Here is a 22,923-nt window from a genome sequence, read left to right as displayed (position 1 = left end):
CGGTTCATGGTGGCTTCCCTGTTCAGGTTTGGACGCGGAACTATAGGCGCAATCCCACTTAAGGCGGCGTGACTGATGGGGCGGATTTGCTCCAACCCCCGCTGAGCGCCAAAATACGGGGCTACCCGGCACCGTTTCGTGCCGGGCCCCCTGCGGAGCTTTCCATGCGTACCCATTTCTGCGGCCTGGTCGACGAGACCCTGATCGGCCAAACCGTGACCCTCGCCGGCTGGACCGACGTTGCCCGTAACCTCGGCGGCGTCTGTTTCATCGACCTGCGCGACCACGAAGGCATCGTCCAGGTCACCGTTGAACCGGACAACGCCGAGGTCTTCGCCGTCGCCGCCAGCCTCGGTTACGAGGACGTGCTGCAGGTCGAAGGCGTGGTGCGTGCGCGTCATGCGGTCAACGACAAGATCCGCAGCGGCAAGGTGGAAGTGATCGCCACCCGCATCAGCATCCTCAACAAGGCCGCGCCGCTGCCGTTCCATGCGCACGAGAACCCGGGCGAAGAAACCCGCCTGAAGTACCGTTACCTGGACCTGCGTCGCCCGGAAATGCAGCGCATGCAGCGCACCCGCATCAAGCTGGTGCAGGCGCTGCGCCGCCATCTGGACGAGCGTGGCTTCCAGGACATCGAAACCCCGATCCTGACCAAGGCCACCCCGGAAGGCGCGCGCGACTTCCTGGTGCCGGCACGCATGCACCCGGGCGAGTTCTACGCCCTGCCGCAGAGCCCGCAGCTGTTCAAGCAGATCCTGATGGTGGCCGGTTTCGACCGCTACTACCAGGTTGCGCGCTGCTTCCGCGATGAAGCGCTGCGTGCCGACCGCCAGCTGGAATTCACCCAGTTGGACATGGAGTTCGCCTTCGTCCGCGAGAGCGACATCCAGGATTTCGTCGAAGGCATGATCCGCTCCATCTTCAAGGAAGTGGTGGACGTGGAACTGGCTGCGCAATTCCCGCGCATGACCTGGGCCGAGGCGATGCGTCGCTACGGTTCGGACAAGCCGGACCTACGCATCGCGCTGGAGCTGGTGGATGTGGCCGAACTGGTCAAGACCAGCGAGTTTCCTGTGTTCACCGCCGCCGCCAACGATGCCGACGGCCGCGTGGCCGCGCTGCGCATTCCCGGTGGTGCCACGCTCAGCCGCAAGCAGATCGACGAGTACGCCGCCCATGCCGCCAAGTACGGTGCCAAGGGTCTGGCGTACATCAAGATCGCCGAGAACGGCGAAGTCAGCTCGCCGATCCAGAAGTTCTTTGCCGAAGACGCCTTCGCTGCGCTGCTCAAGCACATTGGTGCCGGCAATGGCGACATCGTGTTCTTTGGTGCCGGTGGCTACAACAAGGTCTCCGACTTCATGGGCGCGCTGCGTCTGAAGGCCGGCAAGGACTTCGGTCTGGTTGCCAATACCTGGGCGCCGCTGTGGGTCACCGACTTCCCGATGTTCGAGTGGGACGAAGAGGCGCAGCGCTACGTCGCCCTGCATCACCCCTTCACCGCGCCGGCGGTGGACGATGTGGCGGACCTGCGTGCGCATGCCAAGACCGCCGTATCGCGCGGCTACGACATGGTGCTCAACGGCAACGAAATCGGCGGCGGTTCGATCCGTATCCATCGCCCGGAAATGCAGAGCGCGGTGTTCGAGCTGCTCGGAATTGATGCTGAAGAAGCCCGTGCCAAGTTCGGCTTCCTGCTGGATGCGCTGAACTACGGCGCGCCGCCGCACGGTGGTATCGCCTTCGGCATCGACCGTATCGCCGCGCTGATGGCCGGTACCGAGTCCATCCGCGACGTGATTCCGTTCCCGAAGACCACTGGCGCACAGTGCCTGATGACCGATGCGCCATCGCCGATCGCCGACGCGCAGCTGGCTGAAGTGCACGTACAGGTGCGTCCGCGCGCTGACAAGGCCTGAGCCTTGGCAGCTGACGCCAGCATCCGTCGCGCTACGCCCGATGATGCTGGCGTGCTGTGCGCGCTGGCCGAACGTACCTTCGTGGAGACGTTCGGCCACCTGTATCCGCCGCAGGACCTGGCCGATTACCTGGCCACGGCCTATCCGGAGCAACTGCAGCGGCAACAGCTGCAGTCCGGTGATTACGCGGCGTGGTTGCTGGAAGTGGAAGGTGAGGCCATCGGCTTCGCCTTCGCTGGTCCCTGCGGTCTACCGCACGCTGATGCCAGTGCAGCCGACGGTGAGTTGAAGCGCCTGTACGTGCTGAGTAAGTACCAGGGCGGCGGTCGCGGTGGATTGTTGTTCGATGCAGTCCTGCAGTGGCTGCAGGCACCGGGGCGCACGCTGTGGATTGGCGTGTGGTCGGAGAATTTCGGCGCGCAACGTTTCTATGCACGGCATGGCTTCGAGCAGGTCGGTGCCTATGAGTTCCCGGTTGGCAGCGTACGCGACAATGAGTTCATTTTGCGGCGGTTTGCTGGCTGATTGAGCTGGTTTGGGTTGGTCTGCAGGTGGAATGGAGGAGGGGCTTCCTGTGAGGAGGTCTTCTGGGTCCTGCTGGCGAGGTCTGCTTCGCGGCTTACGCCGCTCCTACAAATAGAGTCATGGCTGCGTTGCTGTGGTTCTTCCATGCTGCTGCGTCTAGGCAGGCATGAGGAAACGTTTTGACGAAGCGCAGGTGATCGACTTCCTGCTTGAAACCGGTACTGCAGCTTCCCTGCAGTCGCTGTGCAGGAAGCATGGTTTCAGTGAAGCCTCGTATGTCCTGCTGCGGCGGGCCTGTGGCGGCACGCGCGCGCTGCATGCGCGGCAGCTGCGTCGTCTGGGGCGAGAAAACCATCGGCTCAAGGCCTTGCTGGATATGCAAACGCTGGAGCGCGAGCGGATCAGGCAGGCTTTGCTGCAACCGCTGTGAGTTGCCGACGCGCGCCGCAGACTGTCTGCGGCGCGTGCTTGTCAGCGACTGAGCTCGGTCTCGCCTGCGGCGTTGGTATGTGCCGAGATCTTGTGCAGGGCGTGCAAGGCTTCAACAAAGCCGCTGCTGTCATTGCTGCGGAATACGCCGGATACACGCAGTTCGCCCAGCGCCGCATCGTCGACCCGCAGTGGGCTGCCGCCATAGCGGTTGAACTCTGCTATTGCCGCCCGCAATGGCAGGTTTTCAAACACCAGCTGGCCGTCGATCCAGGCCGGTGCGCTGCCGCCGTGGAAGTTCTGTACCTGCGGTGCCTTGCCAACAGTCATGCGCGCGCGCTGCCCGGGACTGAGCGTGGCCACGACTGCGGCGTTGTCGTCGTCGGCTGCAGCGGCGCGCAGCTGTACCTTGCCTTCGAACAGGGTTACATCCAAGCCGTTGTTCATGCGATACACCTCGAACTGGGTGCCGACGGCGCGCACGCTGCCTTGCGCTGTATCCACGCTAAGTGGGCGCGCGCTGTCGTGTGCCACTTTGAAGAAGGCGCGGCCTTGATCCAGTGTGATGCGGCGTTGCTCTTTGCTGTACTGCACGCGCAGCGTGGTGCCGGTATCCAGATCAACCTGCGTGCCATCGTCGAGGGTGACGCTGCGTTGCTCGCCGATCGCGCTGGTATAGCGTTGTTCGCTTATTGGCGCCGGGGCAAATACCCGCCAACCAATGACCACCGCAGTCAGCGCCGCAGCGCAGGCCACCAGCCATTGCAGGCGGCGCGGTCGGCGTTGCAGCTGCGGTCTGGTTTGCTCCGCAGCTGCTGCGGGAATCGCCGCCAGGCGCTGGCTGATGTCGGGCGTGGCTGAAAAATCGCTCAGCATCGTCCACATGCGTTCGACCCGCTCGTAGGCAAGCCGATGTGCTGTATCGGCATCCAGCCAGATCTGGTGCTCGGCCTGTTCGTGCTCGCTCAATTCATCGGCGTGCAGGCGCGCAAACCACGTCGCCGCCTGGGTGCGGATCGGATCGGCGTCTGCAACGACTTCAAGTCTGCTTTCTTTCATGGTTGCTCCAAACGCGTGCCAAAGTGGAGCAAGGCACGCATCATTTGTTTTTCGACAGCACTGACGCTGATGCCCAATTGACTGGCGATGGCGCCATAGGTCAGGCCTTCATAGCGATGCAGTAAAAATACCTGCTGGCAACGTGGTGGTAGATCATCCAGTACCTTCAAGAAGGTCTGCAGGCGTTCACGGTCCTGGTAGACGCGTTCACCGGATACCGTTTCGGTAGGCCAGCCTTCGGTGTTTTCGTCGATGGGTACATGTTGTCCAGCATGGCGGGTACGGTCGCGACGATAGCGGTCACGCAGCAGGTTGCCGGCAATCGTCATCAAATAGGCTTCGACGTTGCTGACTTTGTCCGCGTGCGGGTCGCGCATCATCCGCACCAGGGTTTCCTGGGTGAGATCTTCCGCGTCTTCAATCGTACCCAGGTGGTTCCTGAAGTAACGCATCAGGCGCGGACGGTACTGTTGCGCCATGGCGCCCGCGTCCCGGAGGCTGTCGGGTGGAGGCTGAACGGGCGGCAGGACGGCGGTCATTGGCAGGCGTTGACAGTCTGAGGCGACACGCGCAGCTTGGGCTAGTGCCAGTGATTCTGCCAGATGAGGGGTTTGGCACTTGTTGCGTCTGTACAGGGGGTTGCCGGCTCGCTGCCAGTCCGGTTGTCACTGGGAGAAGGGATGATTGCCAGCGCAGGTCGCGGAAATCAGCGGATATGGGGCGGCGGGCGTGACGTGCTGCGTTGGCTGATGCTGTGCCTGGTTTTATCGGCCGCGCCTGCTTGGGCACAGACCAGTACCGTGACCCGCAGTTACAGCCAACCCCGGCAGCCCTTGCAGCAGGCGTTGGCGCAGCTGGCATCCACCTCGGGTCTGCAGATATTGATGGCGCCGCAGATGCTGGGTGGCAAGACCGCGCCTGCTTTGAACGGACGCTACAGCGTGGCCCAGGCTTTGCAGCAGCTGCTCGCCGGCAGCGGCTTGAGCTATCGGCTGACCAACAGCGGGGTCATTACCATTGTCCAGGCAACGGCAGCTCCTCTCGCCGCGGCGCCCAAGCCAGCGCAGCCGGTGGCGATGCCTGCAGTGACAAGCTCTTTGGCCTCGCTGCAGGTCACCGGTTCACGGATACGCCGCAGCGAGTTTGAAGGCGCCGCACCGGTGATCGTCATCAGCGCCGAGCAGATGCAGCGCGATGGCTACTTCAGTTTGACCGACGCGCTGGCCGTGAACGGCCTGAGCGACTATGGCGCCGAATCGCAGGGCGGCGGTGGGCGCTTTTCGGCCAATGCGCAGCCCTTGAACCTGCGCGGTCTGGGCCCGGGCCGGGCGCTGATTCTAATCGATGGCCGGCGTTTGCCGGATTACCCGTTTCCCTCGAACGGACGCAGCAATTTCCAGAGTCTGGGCAGCATTCCCTTGGCCAGTGTTGAGCGGGTTGAAGTGATGACCGGTGGCGCCTCGGCCATCTACGGTGCCGATGCGATTGCCGGGGTGGTCAATATCGTGCTCAAGCAACCGCGCAGCGGTTCGCAGGTGCGGTTGCGCACAGGTACCAGCAGCCAAGGTGGCGGCGACCGTTTTGATCTGCAGTGGTCAGCCGGGCATGGTGGCGAGAATTGGGGGCTGAGTTACGCCGTGCAATATTCGGCTGCCGAGATGCTGCGCGGCGCGCAGCGTGATCTGCAACGTCACGGAGGCATCAATGCAGGCGCGCCGTTGAATCCCGAGCTAGGGCTTGGTTTTGTGCGCGCTGGTGGCGCAGCTCAAACGCTGGTGGCGCTGCCGCGCGATGTCTGTGCGCGCTGGCAGGGCGAGTTTGTCGACTGGGATTTCGTCGCGCCTGCAAACGCCGCATCAGCGCCGCAGGGACGTGGCTGCGGAAGCTGGCGCAACGCCGGCTATACGTCGCTGCTGGACGGCGTGCAGGAGGTGTCTGGCCAGCTGCACGCACAATGGACCCTGACACCCCGCACGCAGGCATGGGCGAGTCTGCAGTTGTGGAGCGCGCGCAGCGAACTGGCCAGCGGCTTTGAGGCCATCACCGGGCCGCATTCGGCCAGTACCGGCAAGGTCAACCAGATATACGATCCGCGCTTTGGCTACCTCGCCCCACTGCGTGTGCTTACCCCGCAGGAAGTGGGCGGGCTGGATGCGATGACCGATCACTACAGAGAACGAATGTGGGATCTGGCATTGGGTCTGCAAGGACGTTACGGGCAGCGCCTGGACTGGAGTCTGACTGCCAGCCGTTCGGATTATCGGGTGCAGCGTGATCGGCGCCGTTTGCTCGGCGACAAGGTCAATGCCTTCTTCTTTGGTCCAGCAATCGGGGTGACCGATGACGGCGTCATCATCCAGCCCTTGGATCTGCAGCATTGGTATCGCCCGATCACGCCTGGCGAATACCTGGCCATGTCGAGCAACGTGCACTATGACGCGCTGACCCAGGTGGATGAGGCGTCCTATGTTGTCTCTGGCGGCATCGCCGATCTTCCTGCCGGTCCCTTGGCGATGGCGCTGGTGGCGGAGGTCAGTCGACAGCGTTATCGGTTGCGGAATACGCCATCGGTGCTGCCTTTGCAGATGGATGTCTACAACCTCACCGGCAGCGTGGGTAGAGGGACGCGTGATCGCTACGCGGTGGGAGCGGAGCTGAGCGTTCCGCTGACCAAGGCCATCAAGGCCAGTGCGGCCGCTCGTGTGGACAGGTACGACGATGCTGTCGCCGTCGCCACCGCGCGCACCTGGAGTGCGGGTCTGGAGTGGCGGCCGACGCGCAGTCTGCTGTTGCGTGCCAGCCATGCCACCAGTTTCAAGATGCCGGACATGCATTGGGTGTTCACTGATGGTGGTGGCAGCTTTGGCACGGCGATCGACGCAAGGCGCTGCATCGTTGCTGCTGCCAATCCCGGCTGCGCTGGTTATGAAACGGAGTTTCTGACACGGACCTACCGCAACCCGGAACTGGGCGCGGAGACCGGTACCTCGACCACGGCGGGTGTTGTCTGGGACGCAGGCAATGCAATGTCGATCAGCGTGGACTATTGGGACGTCAGCAACGAAGGCGGCATCGGTCGTATCTCGCCAGCGCTGCTGCTGCGCGATGAAGCCGAGTGTGCCACCGGCCTGCGCCTGGACGGCAGTCCCAGCCTGCTGGATCTGCGCTCCTGGGAATGCCGCAAGGCGCGCTCGCGGGTGGTGCGTAGTGGTGCGCAGGGCGATGGGCGCATCGTCATGGTCGAATCAACCGCGGCCAACCAATCCGAGCAGCGCGTTCGCGGTGTCGACGCGGTGCTGGATTGGCGCCTCAGCAGTGGCATTGGTGATTTCAAGCTGCACACGGTCTGGTCGCACACTTTCTGGGCCCAGCGTCGGGTGCGCTCGCCGGGTACCTTGCATGATCAGTGGCGCCAGACGCAGTGGGAGTCGGGTGAAAATCTGGCATTCCGCAGCAACCTGCGTGCCAGTCTGGGGTGGCAGGGGCAGGGTGGATGGTCCGCCAACCTGTTTGGCGTCCGCTACGGCCGCTTGCCACGTGTTGATGGCCAGGGCCGGATAAAGCCGCTGTTGCTGTGGAATGCCAATGTCGGCAAGCAGATCAGCGAGCGTGCAACAGCGACCTTGTTCATCAACAATCTGTTCAATACAGCGCCGCCGCGTGACAGCAGCAATGTCGAATTTCCGTACTACTACGACGAGGTCTACAGCGCGGTAGGGCGGCAGTGGGCGCTGCAGCTGGATTACAACTTCGACTAAAGAGCGTGTCGCTGCCCGTTGTGGTTGGCAAGGCCGATGACGGAAACTGCGCGCATGTCATGGCAGAACTCCCCGCGTCCCCGTGTGCTGATCCTGCACGGCATCTGGAACACCCGCTCCTGGCTGTTGCCGCTGGCCTGGCGGCTGCGCACGCAGGGCTTTGCAGTGGATACGTTCGGCTACGCCAGCGTGTTCGGCGGGCCCGAACAGGCAGTGCCACAACTGGTGCAAAGGTTGCGCACTGGAGGGCCGGTGTCGCTGGTCGGGCACAGCCTCGGTGGTCTGGTAGCGCTGGAGGCACTGCGGCAGGCACCTGCGCTGGAAGTGCCGCGGGTGGTCTGCCTGGGTTCGCCGCTATGTGGCAGCGGCACTGCCCGCTCCATGGCCGAGCACGGCTGGGTGGCGGCGCTGGGGCGTAGCAGCGACCTGTTGTTGCATGGTCTGCCGGACTGGCAGGGCCAGGCCGAGGTCGGTCTGATCGCTGGTTCGGTGGCGCACGGGCTGGGCGCGATGATGGGCGCGCTGGATGGCGAATCCGACGGCACCGTGGGCCTGGCCGAGACCCGTCTGCCGGGCCTGGCCGACCACTGCGTGGTGCCGGTCAGCCATAGTGGTTTGGTGCTGTCGCCGGAGGTGGCCACGCTGACCGCCGGCTTCCTGCGCCAGGGGCGCTTCCCGACGGTTGCCGCGGCAACTGGCTGATGACGGGGGCTGGGCGGGGGATCAGGTAGAATTACCGTCCTGTTCCTGACAGATGTACGGTATTCCCATGGGTCGAGGTCCTTCCATCGAAGGCCGCAAAAACGCGAATGACGCGAAGCGCGGCAAGATTTTCACCAAAATCATCCGGGAGATCAGCGTTGCTGCCCGTGGTGGCGGAGGCGACCCAAACAACAACCCACGTCTGCGCACCGCGATGGACAAGGGCCTGAGCGCGAACATGACCAAGGATGTCATCGAGCGCGCGATCAAGAAGGCCACCGGTGAGCTGGAAGGCGTCGAGTACGAAGAAGTGCGCTACGAGGGCTATGCCCCGGGCGGCATCGCCGTGATCGTCGACTGCCTGACCGACAACCGTGTGCGCACCGTGGCCGACGTACGCCATGCTTTCAGCAAGTGCGGCGGCAACATGGGCACCGAAGGCTCGGTGTCGTTCATGTTCAAGCGGCTGGGCGTGCTGAGCTTTGCCCCCGGCGCGGATGAGGAAGTCATCACCGAGGCAGCGATCGAGGCCGGTGCCGACGATATCGCGGTCTATCCAGAGGATGGCTCGATCGACGTCATCACCGCACCGGAAGCGTTCAATTCGGTGAAGGATGCGATGGCGGCCGCCAAGTTGGTACCGGACCACAGCGAAATCACCTTCCGCGCCGACAACGACGTCGCCGTCGATGCCGATACTGCCGTGCAGGTGAAGAAGCTGCTGGACATGCTCGAAGACCTGGACGATGTGCAGGACGTGTATTCCAACGTTGATCAGGCTGGGCTGGAGCAGGCCTGACGGCCCGCCCGGTCCCACCGGGTGAGACGGCGTCCGGCCATGCTGGGCGCCGTTTTTTACTGGTAGAGGCTCAATGACCCGCATCCTTGGCATAGACCCTGGCTCGCAGCGCACCGGCGTCGGCATCATCGACATCGACGCCAACGGCCGCGCCCGCCACGTCCATCATGCGCCGCTGGTACTGCTGGGCGCGGCGGATTTTCCGCAGCGGCTGCGGTTGCTGGCGCATGGGCTGCATGCCTTGATCGAGGAATTCCAGCCGCAGGAAGTGGCGATCGAAAAGGTGTTCATGGCCAAGAATGCCGATTCGGCATTGAAGCTCGGGCAGGCGCGTGGCGCGGCGGTGTGCGCGGTGGTGATGCGCGACCTGCCGGTCAGCGAATACGCGGCCACCGAGATCAAGCTGGCCGTGGTCGGCCGCGGCGGTGCGGAAAAGCAACAGGTGCAGCATATGGTGGGTTTGATGTTGAACCTGCAGGGCAAATTACAGGCAGACGCCGCCGATGCACTGGCGGTGGCCATTACCCATGCGCATGTCCGCGCCACCGCCAACCGGCTGGGGGTGGATGTGCGTCAGGCTTGGAGTCGGAAATGAGGTTTTACGCATGATTGGTCGACTGCGCGGCATCCTTGCCCATAAGGCCCCGCCGTGGCTGGTGATCGACGTCAATGGCGTTGGTTATGAGCTGGAGGCGCCGATGAGCACCTTCTACGACCTGCCCGATGTCGGTCGCGAGATCATCCTGTTCACCCATTACGCACAGAAGGAAGACAGCGTCTCGCTGTACGGCTTCCTGCGCGAGGGCGAACGACGGCTGTTCCGTGACGTGCAGAAGGTGACGGGTATCGGCGCCAAGATCGCTTTGGCGGTGCTGTCCGGGGCCAGCGTGGATGAGTTCGCGCGGCTGATCCAGACCGGCGATGTCACCGCGCTGACCCGGATCCCGGGTATAGGCAAGAAGACCGCCGAGCGTATGGTGGTCGAACTGCGTGACCGCGCAGCCAATTTCACCGGTGGCGGTGCACCGATTGCTGGTGCGCTGGGCAACGATGCAGTGTCCGAGGCGACAGTGGCGTTGCAGCAACTGGGCTATAAACCGGCAGAGGCCGCCAAGATGGCGCGCGATGCCGGCGCCGAGGGCGATGATGTCGCCACGGTCATCCGTAAAGCGCTGCAAGCGGCGCTGCGTTAACCCCTTCGGCAGCATGACGCCAACCTGAGATCGCCATGTCCCACGCTTCTTCCACGTCTGATTCTTCTACTCAAGGCCATGGCCACGGTCACGGTGGTGGCGCTGCCGGCGGCATGGCGCTGGTCGTCGGCGCCATTGGCGTGGTGTTCGGCGATATCGGCACCAGCCCGCTGTACACCTTGAAGGAGGCGTTCTCGCCGCATTACGGGCTCAACAGCGACCACGACACCGTGCTGGGCGTGCTGTCGCTGGCGTTCTGGGCCTTGAACATGGTGGTCACGCTCAAGTACGTGACCATCATCATGCGCGCCGACAACGACGGCGAGGGCGGCATCATGGCGCTGATGGCCTTGGCCCAGCGCACCCTGCGCAACGGCTCACGCTCGGCCTATGTGGTCGGCATCCTCGGTATTTTCGGCGCCTCGCTGTTCTTCGGCGACGGCGTGATCACCCCGGCCATTTCGGTGCTGGGTGCGGTCGAGGGCCTGGAAGTCGCGGCGCCGGGGCTGGGCCATTTCGTGGTGCCGATCACCCTGGTGGTGCTGGCGGCGGTGTTCGCGGCGCAGCGCTTTGGCACCGAGAAGGTGGGCAAGGTGTTCGGGCCGGTGATGACCATCTGGTTCCTGTCGCTGGCCGCGATCGGCATCTGGAACGTGATTGCCGCACCGGAAGTGCTCAAGGCCTTCAACCCGATGTGGGCGGCACGCTTCTTCATGGAGCATGGCTGGCACGGCGTCTTCATCCTCGGTGCGGTGGTTCTGGCGGTGACCGGTGGCGAGGCGTTGTATGCGGATATGGGCCATTTCGGTGCGCCACCGATCCGCCATGCCTGGTATTTCTTCGTATTGCCGTGTCTGGTGCTCAACTATCTGGGGCAGGGTGCCCTGGTGTTGCAGCGCCCGGACGCGGTGGCCAATCCGTTCTTCGAGGCGGTGCCGGAATGGGCGCTGATTCCGATGATCCTGCTGGCAACAATGGCGGCAGTGATCGCCAGTCAGTCGGTGATCACCGGTGCGTTCTCGGTATCGCGGCAGGCCATGCAGTTGGGTTACATCCCGCGCATGCGCATCCTGCATACCTCGCACGACACCATCGGCCAGATCTATATCCCCGGCATCAACTGGGGCCTGGCGGTGATGGTGTTCGGGCTGGTGTTGGCGTTCCGCAGTTCCAGCAACCTGGCCGTGGCTTACGGCATCTCGGTGTCGGGCACGATGCTGATCGACACCATGTTGCTGGCGCTCGTAGCGCGGGTGCTGTGGCCGCGTGCGCGCCACGCCATCGTCGCCTTGTGTGTGGTTTTCCTCTTCATCGACCTGGGCTTCGTGATCGCCAATGGCGCCAAGCTGCTGCAGGGCGCCTGGTTCCCGTTGGTGCTGGGCCTGGTGCTGTTCACGATGATGCGCACCTGGCGGCGTGGCCGCGAGCTGCTGCGTGACGAGATCCGCAAGGACGGTATCCGTCTGGACACGTTCTTGCCGGGCTTGATGCTGGCACCGCCAGTGCGGGTGCCGGGCACGGCGGTGTTCCTGACCGCCGACCCGACCGTGGTCCCGCATGCGCTGATGCACAACCTCAAGCACAACAAGGTGCTGCACGAGCGCAATGTGTTCCTGCACGTGGAAACCCTGCCGATGCCATACGCGGCCGAGGGCCAGCGGCTGCGCATCGATTCGGTGGGCGACGAGTTCTACCGCGTCTACGTGCGCTATGGCTTCATGGAGACCCCGGATATTCCATTGGCGCTGATGCGCTCCTGCGACCATGGCGGCATCTATTTCGACCCGATGGATACCACTTTCTTCGCCAGCCGCGAGACCATCGTGGCCAGCGCCAACCGTGGCATGCCGATCTGGCGCGACAAACTGTTCGCCTTCATGCACCGCAATGCAGCGCCTGCTACCGGCTTCTTCCGCATACCGGGCAACCGGTTGGTGGAATTGGGCGCGCAGGTGGAAATCTGATCGGATGCGACGTGCTTGGCGCATAATTGCGAAATGACTGACGACCGCATCATCGGCGCCGGCGCCACCCGCGAGGATGACGCCGCTGACGCCAGCATCCGCCCGCGCACCCTGGCCGATTACCTCGGCCAGGCACCGGTGCGCGAGCAGATGGATATCTATATCCAGGCCGCCAAGGCACGTCGCGAGGCGCTGGATCATGTGCTGATCTTCGGCCCGCCGGGGCTGGGCAAGACCACGCTGAGCCATGTGATCGCCAACGAGCTGGGCGTAGCGCTGCGCGTCACCTCCGGCCCGGTGATCGAAAAAGCCGGTGATCTGGCCGCGCTGCTGACCAATCTGCAGCCGCATGACGTGTTGTTCATCGACGAAATCCATCGTCTTTCGCCGGTGGTCGAGGAAGTGCTGTACCCGGCGATGGAAGATTTCCAGATCGACATCATGATCGGTGACGGCCCGGCCGCACGCTCGATCAAGCTTGATCTGCCGCCGTTCACCCTGATTGGTGCAACCACCCGCGCCGGCCTGCTGACTGCCCCCCTGCGCGACCGTTTCGGCATCGTGCAGCGGCTGGAGTTCTATTCGGCCGAGGAACTGACCCGCATCGTGCGGCGTTCGGCGGCCATCCTCGGCATCGATTGCAGTGCCGAAGGCGCTGGCGAGATCGCGCGCCGTTCGCGCGGCACCCCGCGTATCGCCAATCGCTTGCTGCGGCGCGTGCGCGATTACGCCCAGGTCAAGGCCGCCGGGCATATCGACCAGGCTGTGGCGCAGGCCGCGATGCAGATGCTCAAGGTCGACCCGGAAGGCTTCGACGAGCTGGACCGGCGCATGCTGCGCACCCTGGTGGAGTATTTCGATGGCGGCCCGGTCGGGGTCGAATCGATGGCGGCAGCCCTCTCCGAGGAGCGCGGCACCCTGGAAGACGTGGTCGAGCCGTTCCTGATCCAGCAGGGCTTCCTGGTGCGCACCGCTCGCGGGCGCATGGCCACCAACAAGGCCTACCGCCATCTGGGCCTCAAACCCAAGGCCGCACCGGCGCCGGTCGACCTGTTCGCGGAGCAACGCGATGACGAATGAGTCTCGGTTCAGTTGGCCGACACGCATTTACTGGGAAGATACCGACGCTGGCGGCGTGGTGTACCACGCCCGCTACGTGGCCTTCATGGAGAGGGCAAGGACCGAATGGATGCGCGCCCTGGGCTACGGACAGGAAACCATGCGTTGCGGTGACGGCCAGGTATTCGTGGTCCGTGCCATGAACCTGGATTTCCTGAAGCCGGCCAAGCTGGACGATGCGCTGACCACCACGGTGGAACTGCTGCAATGCCGGCGAGCCAGCCTGCTGATGGCGCAGGCGGTGATGCGCGATGACCAGGTGCTGGCGACAGCGCAGGTCCGCCTTGCCGCCGTTGGTGCCCGCGACTTCCGTCCGCAGGCGCTCGATGACACGCTTTACGCAGTACTGAAACCCCTTCAAACACAACCCGCTTAAGCAACACTGAGGAAGATCGGATGATCGCTTTGCTTCTGGCCCTGCAGGCCACCGTGACCGAGGTCCTGCCGGCCGACGTCAGCGCCGCCGCCGCGCAGACCGTAGCGCAGGCCAGCCATGGCGGCGGCATCAACTACCTGGACCTGATGATCAAGGCCAGTATCCCGGTCAAGCTGATCGTGCTGCTGCTGTTGGCCGGCTCGTTCATCAGCTGGGTGATCATTTTCCGCAAGGCGCGTGTGTTCAAGGCCGCCGACAACGAGGCCAGCGACTTCGAAAACCGCTTCTGGTCCGGCGCCGACCTCGGCAAGCTGTATTCCTCGGCCACTGACCGCAACCGTCAGGTTGATGGTCTGGAAGCCATCTTCGAGGCTGGCTTCCGCGAGTATTCGCGCCTGCAGGGCCGTCGCGCCTTTGATGGCCGCACCCAGCTGGAAGGCGCGCAGCGCGCCATGCGCACCACCTATGCCCGTGAAGTCGACGGGCTGGAGCGCAATCTGGAATTGCTGGCCAATATCGGTTCCACCGCCCCGTATGTGGGCCTGGTCGGCACCGTGTTCGGCATCATGGTGACCATGCACGACATGATCAGCAGCGGTGAGCAGGCCGGTATCGCCTCGGTCGCACCGGGTATTTCCGAAGCCCTGTTCGCTACCGCGATTGGTCTGTTCGTGGCGATTCCGGCGGTGTGGGCTTACAACCGCTTCACCACCCGCGTTGAGCGGCTGTCGGTGCGCTATGAAACCTTCGCCGAAGAGTTCAGCTCCATCCTGCAGCGCCAGCAGAGCGGTAGCGACGAGTAAGTGCGCCAGCGCCTTCCTCTGACCGCAGGAGCCCATCTATGACCGCCGCCATACCCCGCCGCAAGCGCCGCAAACTCAAGTCCGAGATCAACGTCGTGCCGTACATCGACGTGATGCTCGTGCTGCTGATCATCTTCATGGTGACCGCGCCGCTGCTGACCCTCAGTTTTGAGGTCGACCTGCCCAGTTCCACCGCCAAGGCGCTGGAGAGCAAGCAGGACCCGATCGTGGTCTCGGTACGTGCCGACGGCCAGATGAGCCTGAAGCTGCCCGAAGCCAAGGACCCGCAAGCCATGGACGCTGCCGCGCTGCAGGCGCAGCTGAGCGCCTTGGCCTCGCAGGACAAGGAACTTCGCGTGATCGTGGCCGCCGACAAGAGCGTGGCCTATGAAAAGGTCATGGACGCCATGGACGTGATCAAGGCCGCGAAGATCGAAAAGGTGGGTCTGGCGACCGATGCACGCTGACGCACTGCCACCGCCGCACGACAAGCGCAACGAGTGGGGCCTGCCGGTCGTATTGGCCTTGCTGGTACACCTGTTGGTAGCGGCGATTTTCATCATCGCTTGGGTGTGGTCGCCCGCGCGTAGCACCGAAGCTGCCGCTGGTGACCCGGCGCTTGAGGCCAACATGCAGCTGTCCGCCGCCGAGGCTTCGGCCGCGCGGCAGGCGCTGCGTGCCTCGGAAAAACTGCCTGATCTGCCCGAACCGGTGGAAGAGGCGCAGCCCGAGCCGGTGCCGGAAGATACCGTGCCGCCGCCGCAGCCTATCCCCGAGCCCAAGCCGCAGGACGCGCCCACCCCGCAGCAGCACAACGCCCAGGAGCGCATCGCCCAGCCGGATACGGTGGACCAGGAGCGGGTGAGCGCTTTGGCCATCTCGCAGGAGAAGGCCAAGCAGGAGCAGGAAGCCAAGCGTCGCCAGGAACAGATCGACCTGACCGAGCGCAAGCGCGTGGAAGAGGCCGAGCAGAAACTTCGCCTGGCCAAGCAGCAGGAAGAGGCGGATCGCAAGAAGATCGCCGACCAGCAGCGCCAGGCCAATGAAAACCAGGCCGAGCAGGAGCGCCAGCAGAAAATTGCCGAGATCCGCCGCAAGCGTGAGCAGGCCGAGCGCGAGGCCAAGCTGGCCGAGCAGCGTCTGCGCCAGGTGGCCGATGCCCGTGCCCGCGCGCAGGCTGCATCGACCAGCAGTGGCAACAGTGGGCCGAGCACGCCGTCGCCGGGGCAGGGCGGTACCAGCAATGACCTGACTGCCAAGTATGCTGCCGCGATCCAGCAGGCCGTGCTCAATCAGTGGATACGTCCAGACTCGATTCCGCGCGGCCAGCGTTGCCGGTTGACCATCCGTCAGTTGCCCGGCGGTGAAGTGGTCAGTGTCGAATTCGCGCCCGGTTGCCCGTATGACGAGGCTGGCAAGCGCTCAGTGGAGGCCGCAGTGCTGCGTGCCCAGCCGCTGCCTTATCGCGGCTATGAAACGGTGTTCCAGCGCAACTTGAACTTCAACTTCGAGGCGCAGGATCGCTGAGCAACCGGGTTCCTTCCGGTGTTTTATTTTCAATGGAAACCTTTTAACCGGGGTGGTTTTACGGCGGATGAGGAAATTTCACGCAATAGTTCGTTCATGATTGCGAAAGTATTCATCTTGCTGCTGCTATCCCTTTTTATCTTCGCCCGTACTGTTGAGCGCCCCATGAAGAAAATGCCACGCTGGCTGCTTGCCCTCACTGCCCTGTTGTTGCCGCTTGCGGCGATGGCGCAGCAGAAGGGACTGGAAATCGACATCATTGGTGGCAACGCATCGGCAACCCCGATCACCGTTGTGCCGATGGCCTATCAAGGCTCGGCCGGTGCGCCGCAGACCGACGTGGCCGCCGTGGTCCGTGCCGACCTGGACCGTTCCGGCCAGTTCCGCAACCTGCCCGAAGCGCAGATCGCCGAGCGCCCGAGCCGTGGCAGCGAGGTGCAATACCCGACCTGGCGCGCGCTGAAGCAGGATTACCTGGTGGTGGGCCGGGTGCAGGACGCCGGTGCCGGCGCCTACCGCGTGGAGTACGAACTGTTCGACGTGGCCAAGGGTGAGCGCATGCTCGGCCTGGCAATGACTGCACGTTCCAGCGCCATGCGCGACGTCGCCCACCAGATGGCCGATGCGATCTACGAAAAGATCACCGGCGTGCGTGGTGCCTTCTGGACCCGCATCGCCTACATCACCGCCAGCGGCAGCGGCGCCAACATGCGCTACGCGCTGATGGTGGCCGATTCCGACGGTTACAGCCCGCAGACCATCGTGCGCTCGGCCGAGCCGCTGCTGTCGCCGAGCTGGAGCCCGGACGGCCGCAAGCTGGCCTATGTCAGCTTCGAGCGCGGCAACTCCTCCATCTATGTGCAGGACATCGCCACTGGAGGCCGTGAGCTGTTGACCAGCTTCCGTGGCATCAACAGCGCACCGTCGTTCTCGCCGGATGGCCGCCGCCTGGCGCTGGCGTTGTCGCGCAGCGGCAACCCGGAGATCTACGTGATGGACCTGGGCAGCAAGCAGCTGACCCAGCTGACCAACCACTTCGGCATCGATACCGAGCCGACCTGGGCAGCCGACGGCAGCTCGGTCTACTTCACCTCCGATCGCGGCGGTCGCCCGCAGATCTACCAGGTCCCGTCCAGCGGCGGCAGCGCCAGCCGGGTGACCTTCCAAGGCAACTACAACGCCAAGGCCAGCGTATCCTTCGACGGCAAGAAGATCGCCGTTGCCCAAGGGGCTGGCAGCAGCTACAAGATCGCGATGATGGACAGCAGCCTGGGGGCGGCGCGCTGGAGCACGCTGTCGCCGGGTTCGCTGGACGAATCGCCGAGTTTTGCGCCCAATGCGAGCATGATCCTGTACGCCGCTCGTGAAGGTGGGCGTGGTGTGTTGTATGAAGTGTCGGCCGATGGACGGGTGCGTCAGCGTCTGGTGCTGGCCGATGGCGATGTGCGCGAACCGGCTTGGGGCCCGTACCGCACCGCGCGTTGATAAAATGTTAATCTCTGCAGGCATTAATCCCAACTTTGGCCAGGAGCCACTAGGTATAGCCATGAACAAGTCAACTCGTGTTTTGCTCGTTTCGCTGCTGTCGGTAGCCGCGCTCGCTGGCTGCTCGAAGAAGGTCAAGGAACAGCCGGCACAGCCGCCGGTTGATACCGGTTCGACCACCCAGCCGACCGCTCCGTCGACCTCTGGCCTGTACGGCCCGGGCGATCTGGATACCGACGCCTGCCTGCGTCAGCGCGTTGTCTACTTCGATCTGGACCAGGATTCGGTCAAGCCGGAATTCCAGGCCATCATGGCTTGCCACGCCAAGTACCTGCGTGACCGTCCGTCCTCGCGCATCACCCTGCAGGGCAACACCGACGAACGCGGCAGCCGCGCTTACAACCAGGCCCTGGGCGAGCGTCGTGGTAACGGCGTGAACTCGGCTCTGCAGGCCAACGGTGGTTCGGCTTCGCAGCTGACCGTCGTGTCCTACGGCGAAGAGCGTCCGGTGTGCACCGATTCGAACGAGTCCTGCTGGTCGCAGAACCGTCGCGTCGAAATCGTCTACACCGCGCAGTAATCGATGCGCATCAGCCTCAAACTGATGCTCGTGGTCGCAGCAGCCCTGGTGGCTGCCGCGCCCGCGTATGCACAGCGTGCAAGTCTGGCGGACCGTGTTGGCGTGTTGGAAACGCAGGTCAACAACAGCCAGGCCAATACCGACATGCTCAATCAACTGCAGCAGCTGCGTACTGAAATGCAGGCGTTGCAGGGCACGATCGAGCAGCTTCAGCACGAAAACGAACAGCTGAAACAGCGCAATCGCGATCAGTATCTGGACCTGGACGGTCGCCTCAATCGCCTTGAAGGCGGTGCTGGTGCTCCGGTGGCTCCTGCCACTGGCGCGGTGACGCCCGCCGCTGCGGCCACAAAGCCGACAGCGGCTGCTGCCGAACGTCCGCCGACGGTACGTGGCGACGCCGGTACGCTGGCTTCGGCCGGTGATGAGCGTGCTGCCTACAATGTCGCGTTCGATGCGTTGAAGGCTGGCAACTATGCCGACTCGGCGCAGTTGTTCCAGAGCTTCCTTGAGTTGTATCCGAATGCCGCTTACACCCCCAATGCCTTGTATTGGCTGGGTGAGAGCTTTTACGCAACGCGTAATTTCAAGATGGCCGAGGCACAGTTCAGCGATCTGGTTGCCCGCTATCCCACCCACGACAAGGCCGCCGGCGGTTTGCTGAAGCTTGGCCTGTCGCAGTTTGGTGAAGGCAACAACGCCCAGGCACAGCAAACCCTGGAACAGGTAATTTCCCGTTTTCCCGGCAGTGATGCGGCCCGTACCGCCCAGGACCGACTGCAGTCGATCCGGCTCGGCCAGCAACTGCGTTGATGTGGTGCCGCACCGATGGTGCGGCTGATGACTATGAACTCTCCCAGCGCCGCTGTTCCCAGCGAGATCGTGCAGTCGCCGTTGCCGCGACTGAAGATCACCGAAATTTTCCTGTCCCTGCAAGGCGAGGCCGATAGCGTCGGCTGGCCGACCGTGTTCGTGCGCCTGACCGGCTGCCCGCTGCGTTGCCAGTACTGCGATACCGCCTACGCATTCCACGGCGGCGACTGGTGGGATATCGACGATATCGTCGCCGAAGTGTTGAAGCAGGGCGTGCGCCACGTCTGCGTCACCGGCGGTGAGCCGCTGGCGCAGAAGCGCTGCCTGATCCTGCTGCACAAGCTCTGCGAGGCCGGTCTGGACGTGTCGTTGGAGACCTCCGGCGCACTGGACATCGCCGAGGTCGATCCGCGCGTATCGCGGGTGGTTGACCTGAAGACGCCGGATTCGGCGGAGATGGCGCGCAATCGGCTGGAGAACATTCCGCTGCTTACCGCCCGTGACCAGCTGAAGTTCGTGATCTGCAGCCGTGGTGATTACGAGTGGGCCAAATCCATGCTCAGCGAGCACCGCTTGCCGGAGCGCTGCATGGTGTTGTTCTCACCGAGCAAGTCGCAGGTCAGCCCGCGAGAACTGGCCGACTGGATCGTTGCCGATCGCCTGCCGGTGCGCTTCCAGATGCAATTGCACAAGTTGTTGTGGGACGACGCCCCGGGCTATTGAGCCGGCGTTGCACCCGTCAATTGTTTACCCCGGCGCGGGACAGCGTGCTGGCTTTCCTCCCCCAACCGGATCAACACCATGAAGAAGAAAGCAGTCGTGCTTCTTTCCGGCGGCATGGACTCAGCCGCCGTCGTCGCCATCGCCCAGGAACAGGGCTTCGAAGTACACGCCATGAGCGTGCGCTACGGCCAACGCCACACCTCCGAGTTGGAGGCTGCCGCACGCGTGGCCGCAGCGCTCGGCGTGGCCGGGCACAAAGTGGTCGCGGTCGACCTGCGCAGCATCGGCGGCTCGGCCCTGACCGATGACATCAACGTGCCCGAGGCGGGCGAAGGTGAAGGTATTCCGGTCACCTATGTGCCGGCCCGCAACACCATCATGCTGTCACTGGCGCTGGGCTGGGCCGAAGTGCTGGGTGCCAATGACATCTTCTGCGGCGTCAATGCGGTGGATTACTCCGGCTACCCGGACTGCCGACCGGAATTCATCGCCGCCTTCCAGGCCCTGGCCAACCTGGCTACCAAGGCCGGCGTGGAAGGTGCAGGTATCCGCGTGCACGCGCCATTGCAGTACCTGAGCAAGGCACAGATCGCACTGGAAGGACAGCGCCTGGGCGTGGACTTCGGTCTGACGGTGTCCTGTTACCAGGCCGATATGGACGGCAAGGCCTGCGGCCACTGCGATGCTTGCCAGCTGCGCGCCGATGGCTTCACTGCCGCCGGGATGGTTGATCCGACTCATTACGCATGATGTTGTTTTTGCGTTTATTGCGTTAGAATACGCACCCCGGCTGCGGCCGGGTCTTTGTTTGGGCCGTTAGCTCAGTTGGTAGAGCAGAAGACTTTTAATCTTTTGGTCGATGGTTCGAATCCATCACGGCCCACCAGCATTGCAAAGGCTTCGGAGCGATCCGAAGCCTTTTTTGTTGCCCGCAGAATGCCGACTGCTCCGCAAGCGGCCTGAACTGGCAGGTCGAGCGTGCCCTGTTAAGCGCAGCGCACCCGGTAGGCGCGAGTTCTGTGATCTTGATGGCGTGGGAGAAGCCCTGGGGTGCGCTGCGCATACTCGGGCGACGGAGGCGCAGGCAAGGCCGCGGCTTTCGCCGCGGCCTTGGTGTGTTACTTCAGCAAGGTCTGCTGGACGTCGACGACGCGCACATCGTGCATCTGCTCGAGGTACGCATCCAGATACGCCTTGTGCGAGGCGCCAACCAGCACCAGGGTGCGCATACCTGGGCTTGGCCCCATCAGGTCGCGGATGTTGGCGGCCATGCGCAGGTTGCGGGTCTCCCAGGACGTTACATACATGCGCCCGTAGCCTTCCGGAGAGGGCTCTTCCAGCGCGGCACCGTAGTCACTTGCGAAGGCGGCCGGAGCGACGTCTGCGCCGTTGTCACGGCGGTACATCGCCAGCACTTTTTCCGGTGTGTCGAGCTGTGCGTCCAGTCCGCTGTACTGCGCGCTGCGTTGCTTGGATGCCGGGTTGTCCCATGCCTTCCGGATCGCCGCTACATAGGCCTTGGGGTTGGGGCCGTACCGATCGGCGCTGTGGTCGTCGGTTGGCCAGAGCCGTTGGTGTCCCAGCCGTACCGCCAGTTTCGCGGCGATCAGCGTGTTTTCATTGCGACTACTACGCATGACTTCCAGTGCGTCCACCAGCTCCTGGTTCAAGCCGCCCTCTGCATGCCGCTCCGGTGCAGGCAGGTACAGCCATTGGACCAGTGCCGAATCATGTTCGCCCGCGGCGAGGAGCTTGGCGGCAAGTTCGCGGCGCTGGGCCGCGCTCGGTTGTGCTGGCCAGCTTGCCAGCAGCGCTTCCGCTGCCGCATTCGCTGCCGGTACGTCCAGTCCGGTTGCCTTCGCCGCTGCCGACAGGTCGGGGCAGTAATCGTTCACCGTCAATCTGTAGCGGCCAGGGTAGCGGCGCAGCATGTCGCACTGCTGTCCTGAAACTGATTCGACGGCGATCGCCTGCGGCCGCCACGTTGCCAGCCGGTCGATCAACGAATCGAGCGGCGCTGGGTCAAAGTTTGCCGGCAAACTGGCCAGATGCATGGTGCCGAGCACCGCGACTTCGTTCTGCGTGCCTTGCTGTGGCCCCTTGTGTGCGCCTGGATCAAAGACCTGTGCCTGTGCCGCGGCTGCCAGCATCCCCGCTGACAACACCGTGCCGATCAAAACGTTCCTTCCCCACATGCCCTGCATTACTCCCTGCTGCATAGAATCCGCCGATCAAGCGCTCCGGGCGCGAAGTGGCGCAGAGTCCAACGCTGTGGAAATGATGTCAACGGCCATCAGTCCTGTGTCCTCAGGTTGCCCTGCGTTGGTCGAGGCGGGGCGGCAGCTGCGGGCTCGGAGCGTTGGGCCGGCGAATCTCGGTTTGATCCATGCAGCGACTGGGTTGTGACCGCTATCGCTGTTTCTGGCGGTTTGTCGATGGCGTGAGCGACTGCAAAAGCGGTGCCCCAGCTGTCTCCCGAACGAACAGTTGCAGGCATCGTGGTTGGATCTGATGGGCACTGGTCCTAATATGGCCAGCGCACCGTTGGTTGCCGTTGCCGGCATCCAGACATTGGGGACAGGGTTGAGCAAGCAGATCACGCTATTACTGCACCGCTGGCAACAAGGCGACATGGATGCGCGCGAGCATCTGTTTGAAGCCTTGTACTCGGATTTGATGCTGATTGCCCGCAACCGCTTGTCGCAGCAGACCAGCGGCACCCTGCAGCCGGCCGCGCTGGTCAACGAATCGTTGATGCGCCTGCTAGGCACCGATGCGGACTACAAGGACCGTGCCCACTTCATTGCTATCGCCGCGCTGAAGATGCGCTCGGTGCTGGTCGATCATATGCGCGCGCGCGGGGCTGACAAGCGCGGTGGCAATGCCGAGCAGTTGACGCTGTCCCACGCTGATCAGGTGCCGGACGATGCGGCTATCGGTTACGACGTATTGGCCCTGCACCAGGCATTGAATCAACTGGCCGAACTTGAGCCGCGCGCGGCGAGCACCATTGAATTGACCTACTTCGGCGGTATGAGCCGCGATGAGATCGCGCTGGTGCTGGATGTGTCCGCGCCCACGGTTGACCGCGACCTGCGCTTTGCGCGGGCCTGGTTGAACCGGCAGCTGCGCTGAGCTGCGATGAC

The 22,923-nt window shown here is 63.7% G+C and carries 23 protein-coding genes and 1 tRNA gene; 21 read left to right on the top strand and 3 right to left on the bottom strand.

Annotation, left to right across the window (positions count from 1 at the left end; genetic code table 11):
- Positions 1–164 precede the first annotated feature (164 nt).
- From aspS to ACVOLR_RS07670, 3 genes are all read left to right on the top strand, one after another.
- Positions 165–1,922 (top strand): aspartate--tRNA ligase, encoded by a 1,758-nt coding sequence (gene aspS / locus ACVOLR_RS07680; RefSeq protein ID WP_481515759.1) that lies wholly within the window; start codon positions 165–167, stop codon positions 1,920–1,922.
- 3 nt (positions 1,923–1,925) lie between these two features.
- Complete coding sequence (locus ACVOLR_RS07675) at positions 1,926–2,447, top strand: GNAT family N-acetyltransferase (protein WP_481535913.1); 522 nt, start codon at positions 1,926–1,928, stop codon at positions 2,445–2,447.
- Between the two features lie 166 nt (positions 2,448–2,613).
- A complete protein-coding gene (locus ACVOLR_RS07670; RefSeq protein ID WP_481535912.1) occupies positions 2,614–2,877 on the top strand; it encodes a transposase in 264 nt (87 codons plus the stop codon).
- Positions 2,878–2,918: 41 nt separating this feature from the next.
- Here the strand turns inward: ACVOLR_RS07670 and ACVOLR_RS07665 are convergent, their stop codons facing one another.
- Both ACVOLR_RS07665 and ACVOLR_RS07660 read right to left on the bottom strand, forming a co-directional pair.
- Complete coding sequence (locus tag ACVOLR_RS07665; RefSeq protein ID WP_481535911.1) at positions 2,919–3,935, bottom strand: FecR family protein; 1,017 nt, start codon at positions 3,933–3,935, stop codon at positions 2,919–2,921.
- Positions 3,932–4,474 (bottom strand): RNA polymerase sigma factor, encoded by a 543-nt coding sequence (locus ACVOLR_RS07660; protein WP_481535910.1) that lies wholly within the window; start codon positions 4,472–4,474, stop codon positions 3,932–3,934. Before ACVOLR_RS07660 ends, ACVOLR_RS07665 begins: the two co-directional genes overlap by 4 nt.
- A 141-nt stretch (positions 4,475–4,615) precedes the next feature.
- On the opposite strand from ACVOLR_RS07660, the gene ACVOLR_RS07655 reads away from it, so the two are divergent.
- The 17 genes from ACVOLR_RS07655 (at position 4,616) to ACVOLR_RS07575 (ending at position 20,663) form a co-directional block, all read left to right on the top strand.
- Positions 4,616–7,693 (top strand): TonB-dependent receptor domain-containing protein, encoded by a 3,078-nt coding sequence (locus ACVOLR_RS07655; protein ID WP_481535909.1) that lies wholly within the window; start codon positions 4,616–4,618, stop codon positions 7,691–7,693.
- Positions 7,694–7,747: 54 nt separating this feature from the next.
- A complete protein-coding gene (locus tag ACVOLR_RS07650; protein WP_481535908.1) occupies positions 7,748–8,395 on the top strand; it encodes an esterase/lipase family protein in 648 nt (215 codons plus the stop codon).
- Positions 8,396–8,462: 67 nt separating this feature from the next.
- The gene (locus ACVOLR_RS07645) at positions 8,463–9,194 is read left to right on the top strand and encodes a YebC/PmpR family DNA-binding transcriptional regulator (protein WP_481535907.1); all 732 of its coding nucleotides are present in this window, start codon (positions 8,463–8,465) and stop codon (positions 9,192–9,194) included.
- A gap of 73 nt (positions 9,195–9,267) precedes the next feature.
- Positions 9,268–9,789: a crossover junction endodeoxyribonuclease RuvC gene (gene ruvC / locus ACVOLR_RS07640; protein ID WP_282269162.1), complete on the top strand. Its 522-nt coding sequence runs from the start codon at positions 9,268–9,270 to the stop codon at positions 9,787–9,789.
- Positions 9,790–9,799: 10 nt separating this feature from the next.
- Positions 9,800–10,387: a Holliday junction branch migration protein RuvA gene (ruvA, locus tag ACVOLR_RS07635; protein WP_481532358.1), complete on the top strand. Its 588-nt coding sequence runs from the start codon at positions 9,800–9,802 to the stop codon at positions 10,385–10,387.
- 35 nt (positions 10,388–10,422) lie between these two features.
- A complete protein-coding gene (locus ACVOLR_RS07630) occupies positions 10,423–12,351 on the top strand; it encodes a potassium transporter Kup (RefSeq protein WP_481535906.1) in 1,929 nt (642 codons plus the stop codon).
- 33 nt (positions 12,352–12,384) lie between these two features.
- Entirely contained in the window at positions 12,385–13,431 is a 1,047-nt protein-coding gene (gene ruvB, locus ACVOLR_RS07625) for a Holliday junction branch migration DNA helicase RuvB (RefSeq protein WP_481535905.1), read from the top strand.
- On the top strand, positions 13,421–13,846 hold the full coding sequence (ybgC, locus tag ACVOLR_RS07620; RefSeq protein ID WP_282269154.1) for a tol-pal system-associated acyl-CoA thioesterase: 426 nt from the start codon (positions 13,421–13,423) through the stop codon (positions 13,844–13,846). Before ruvB ends, ybgC begins: the two co-directional genes overlap by 11 nt.
- A gap of 20 nt (positions 13,847–13,866) precedes the next feature.
- Positions 13,867–14,649, top strand: coding sequence for a protein TolQ (gene tolQ / locus ACVOLR_RS07615; protein ID WP_481535904.1), 783 nt, complete (start codon positions 13,867–13,869; stop codon positions 14,647–14,649).
- A gap of 38 nt (positions 14,650–14,687) precedes the next feature.
- Positions 14,688–15,116 (top strand): protein TolR, encoded by a 429-nt coding sequence (tolR, locus tag ACVOLR_RS07610; RefSeq protein ID WP_303747165.1) that lies wholly within the window; start codon positions 14,688–14,690, stop codon positions 15,114–15,116.
- On the top strand, positions 15,106–16,176 hold the full coding sequence (gene tolA, locus ACVOLR_RS07605) for a cell envelope integrity protein TolA (RefSeq protein ID WP_481535903.1): 1,071 nt from the start codon (positions 15,106–15,108) through the stop codon (positions 16,174–16,176). The genes tolR and tolA overlap by 11 nt, the downstream gene beginning before the upstream one ends.
- A gap of 165 nt (positions 16,177–16,341) precedes the next feature.
- Positions 16,342–17,661 (top strand): Tol-Pal system beta propeller repeat protein TolB, encoded by a 1,320-nt coding sequence (gene tolB, locus ACVOLR_RS07600; RefSeq protein WP_481535902.1) that lies wholly within the window; start codon positions 16,342–16,344, stop codon positions 17,659–17,661.
- A 61-nt stretch (positions 17,662–17,722) separates the two neighbouring features.
- Entirely contained in the window at positions 17,723–18,241 is a 519-nt protein-coding gene (gene pal / locus ACVOLR_RS07595; protein WP_057628800.1) for a peptidoglycan-associated lipoprotein Pal, read from the top strand.
- A 3-nt stretch (positions 18,242–18,244) separates the two neighbouring features.
- Positions 18,245–19,054 carry a tol-pal system protein YbgF gene (gene ybgF, locus ACVOLR_RS07590; protein ID WP_481535901.1) on the top strand — a complete coding sequence of 270 codons (810 nt, stop codon included), beginning with the start codon at positions 18,245–18,247 and terminating at the stop codon, positions 19,052–19,054.
- A 27-nt stretch (positions 19,055–19,081) separates the two neighbouring features.
- Positions 19,082–19,777 (top strand): 7-carboxy-7-deazaguanine synthase QueE, encoded by a 696-nt coding sequence (gene queE, locus ACVOLR_RS07585; protein ID WP_481535900.1) that lies wholly within the window; start codon positions 19,082–19,084, stop codon positions 19,775–19,777.
- Between the two features lie 78 nt (positions 19,778–19,855).
- The gene (queC, locus tag ACVOLR_RS07580; RefSeq protein WP_481535899.1) at positions 19,856–20,527 is read left to right on the top strand and encodes a 7-cyano-7-deazaguanine synthase QueC; all 672 of its coding nucleotides are present in this window, start codon (positions 19,856–19,858) and stop codon (positions 20,525–20,527) included.
- A gap of 60 nt (positions 20,528–20,587) precedes the next feature.
- Positions 20,588–20,663, top strand: a tRNA-Lys gene (locus ACVOLR_RS07575).
- A 232-nt stretch (positions 20,664–20,895) separates the two neighbouring features.
- Here ACVOLR_RS07575 and ACVOLR_RS07570 read toward each other — a convergent pair.
- The gene (locus ACVOLR_RS07570) at positions 20,896–21,972 is read right to left on the bottom strand and encodes a DUF5694 domain-containing protein (RefSeq protein ID WP_481535898.1); all 1,077 of its coding nucleotides are present in this window, start codon (positions 21,970–21,972) and stop codon (positions 20,896–20,898) included.
- 316 nt (positions 21,973–22,288) lie between these two features.
- Here ACVOLR_RS07570 and ACVOLR_RS07565 point away from each other — a divergent pair, with 316 nt between their 5' ends.
- On the top strand, positions 22,289–22,912 hold the full coding sequence (locus tag ACVOLR_RS07565) for an ECF-type sigma factor (protein WP_481535897.1): 624 nt from the start codon (positions 22,289–22,291) through the stop codon (positions 22,910–22,912).
- Positions 22,913–22,923 lie beyond the last annotated feature (11 nt).

The sequence above is a fragment of the Stenotrophomonas sp. STEN030 genome, from assembly GCF_056759995.1.
The sequence above is the reverse complement of the archived record's forward strand: the minus strand, read 5'-3'. Positions and strand labels throughout refer to the sequence as shown.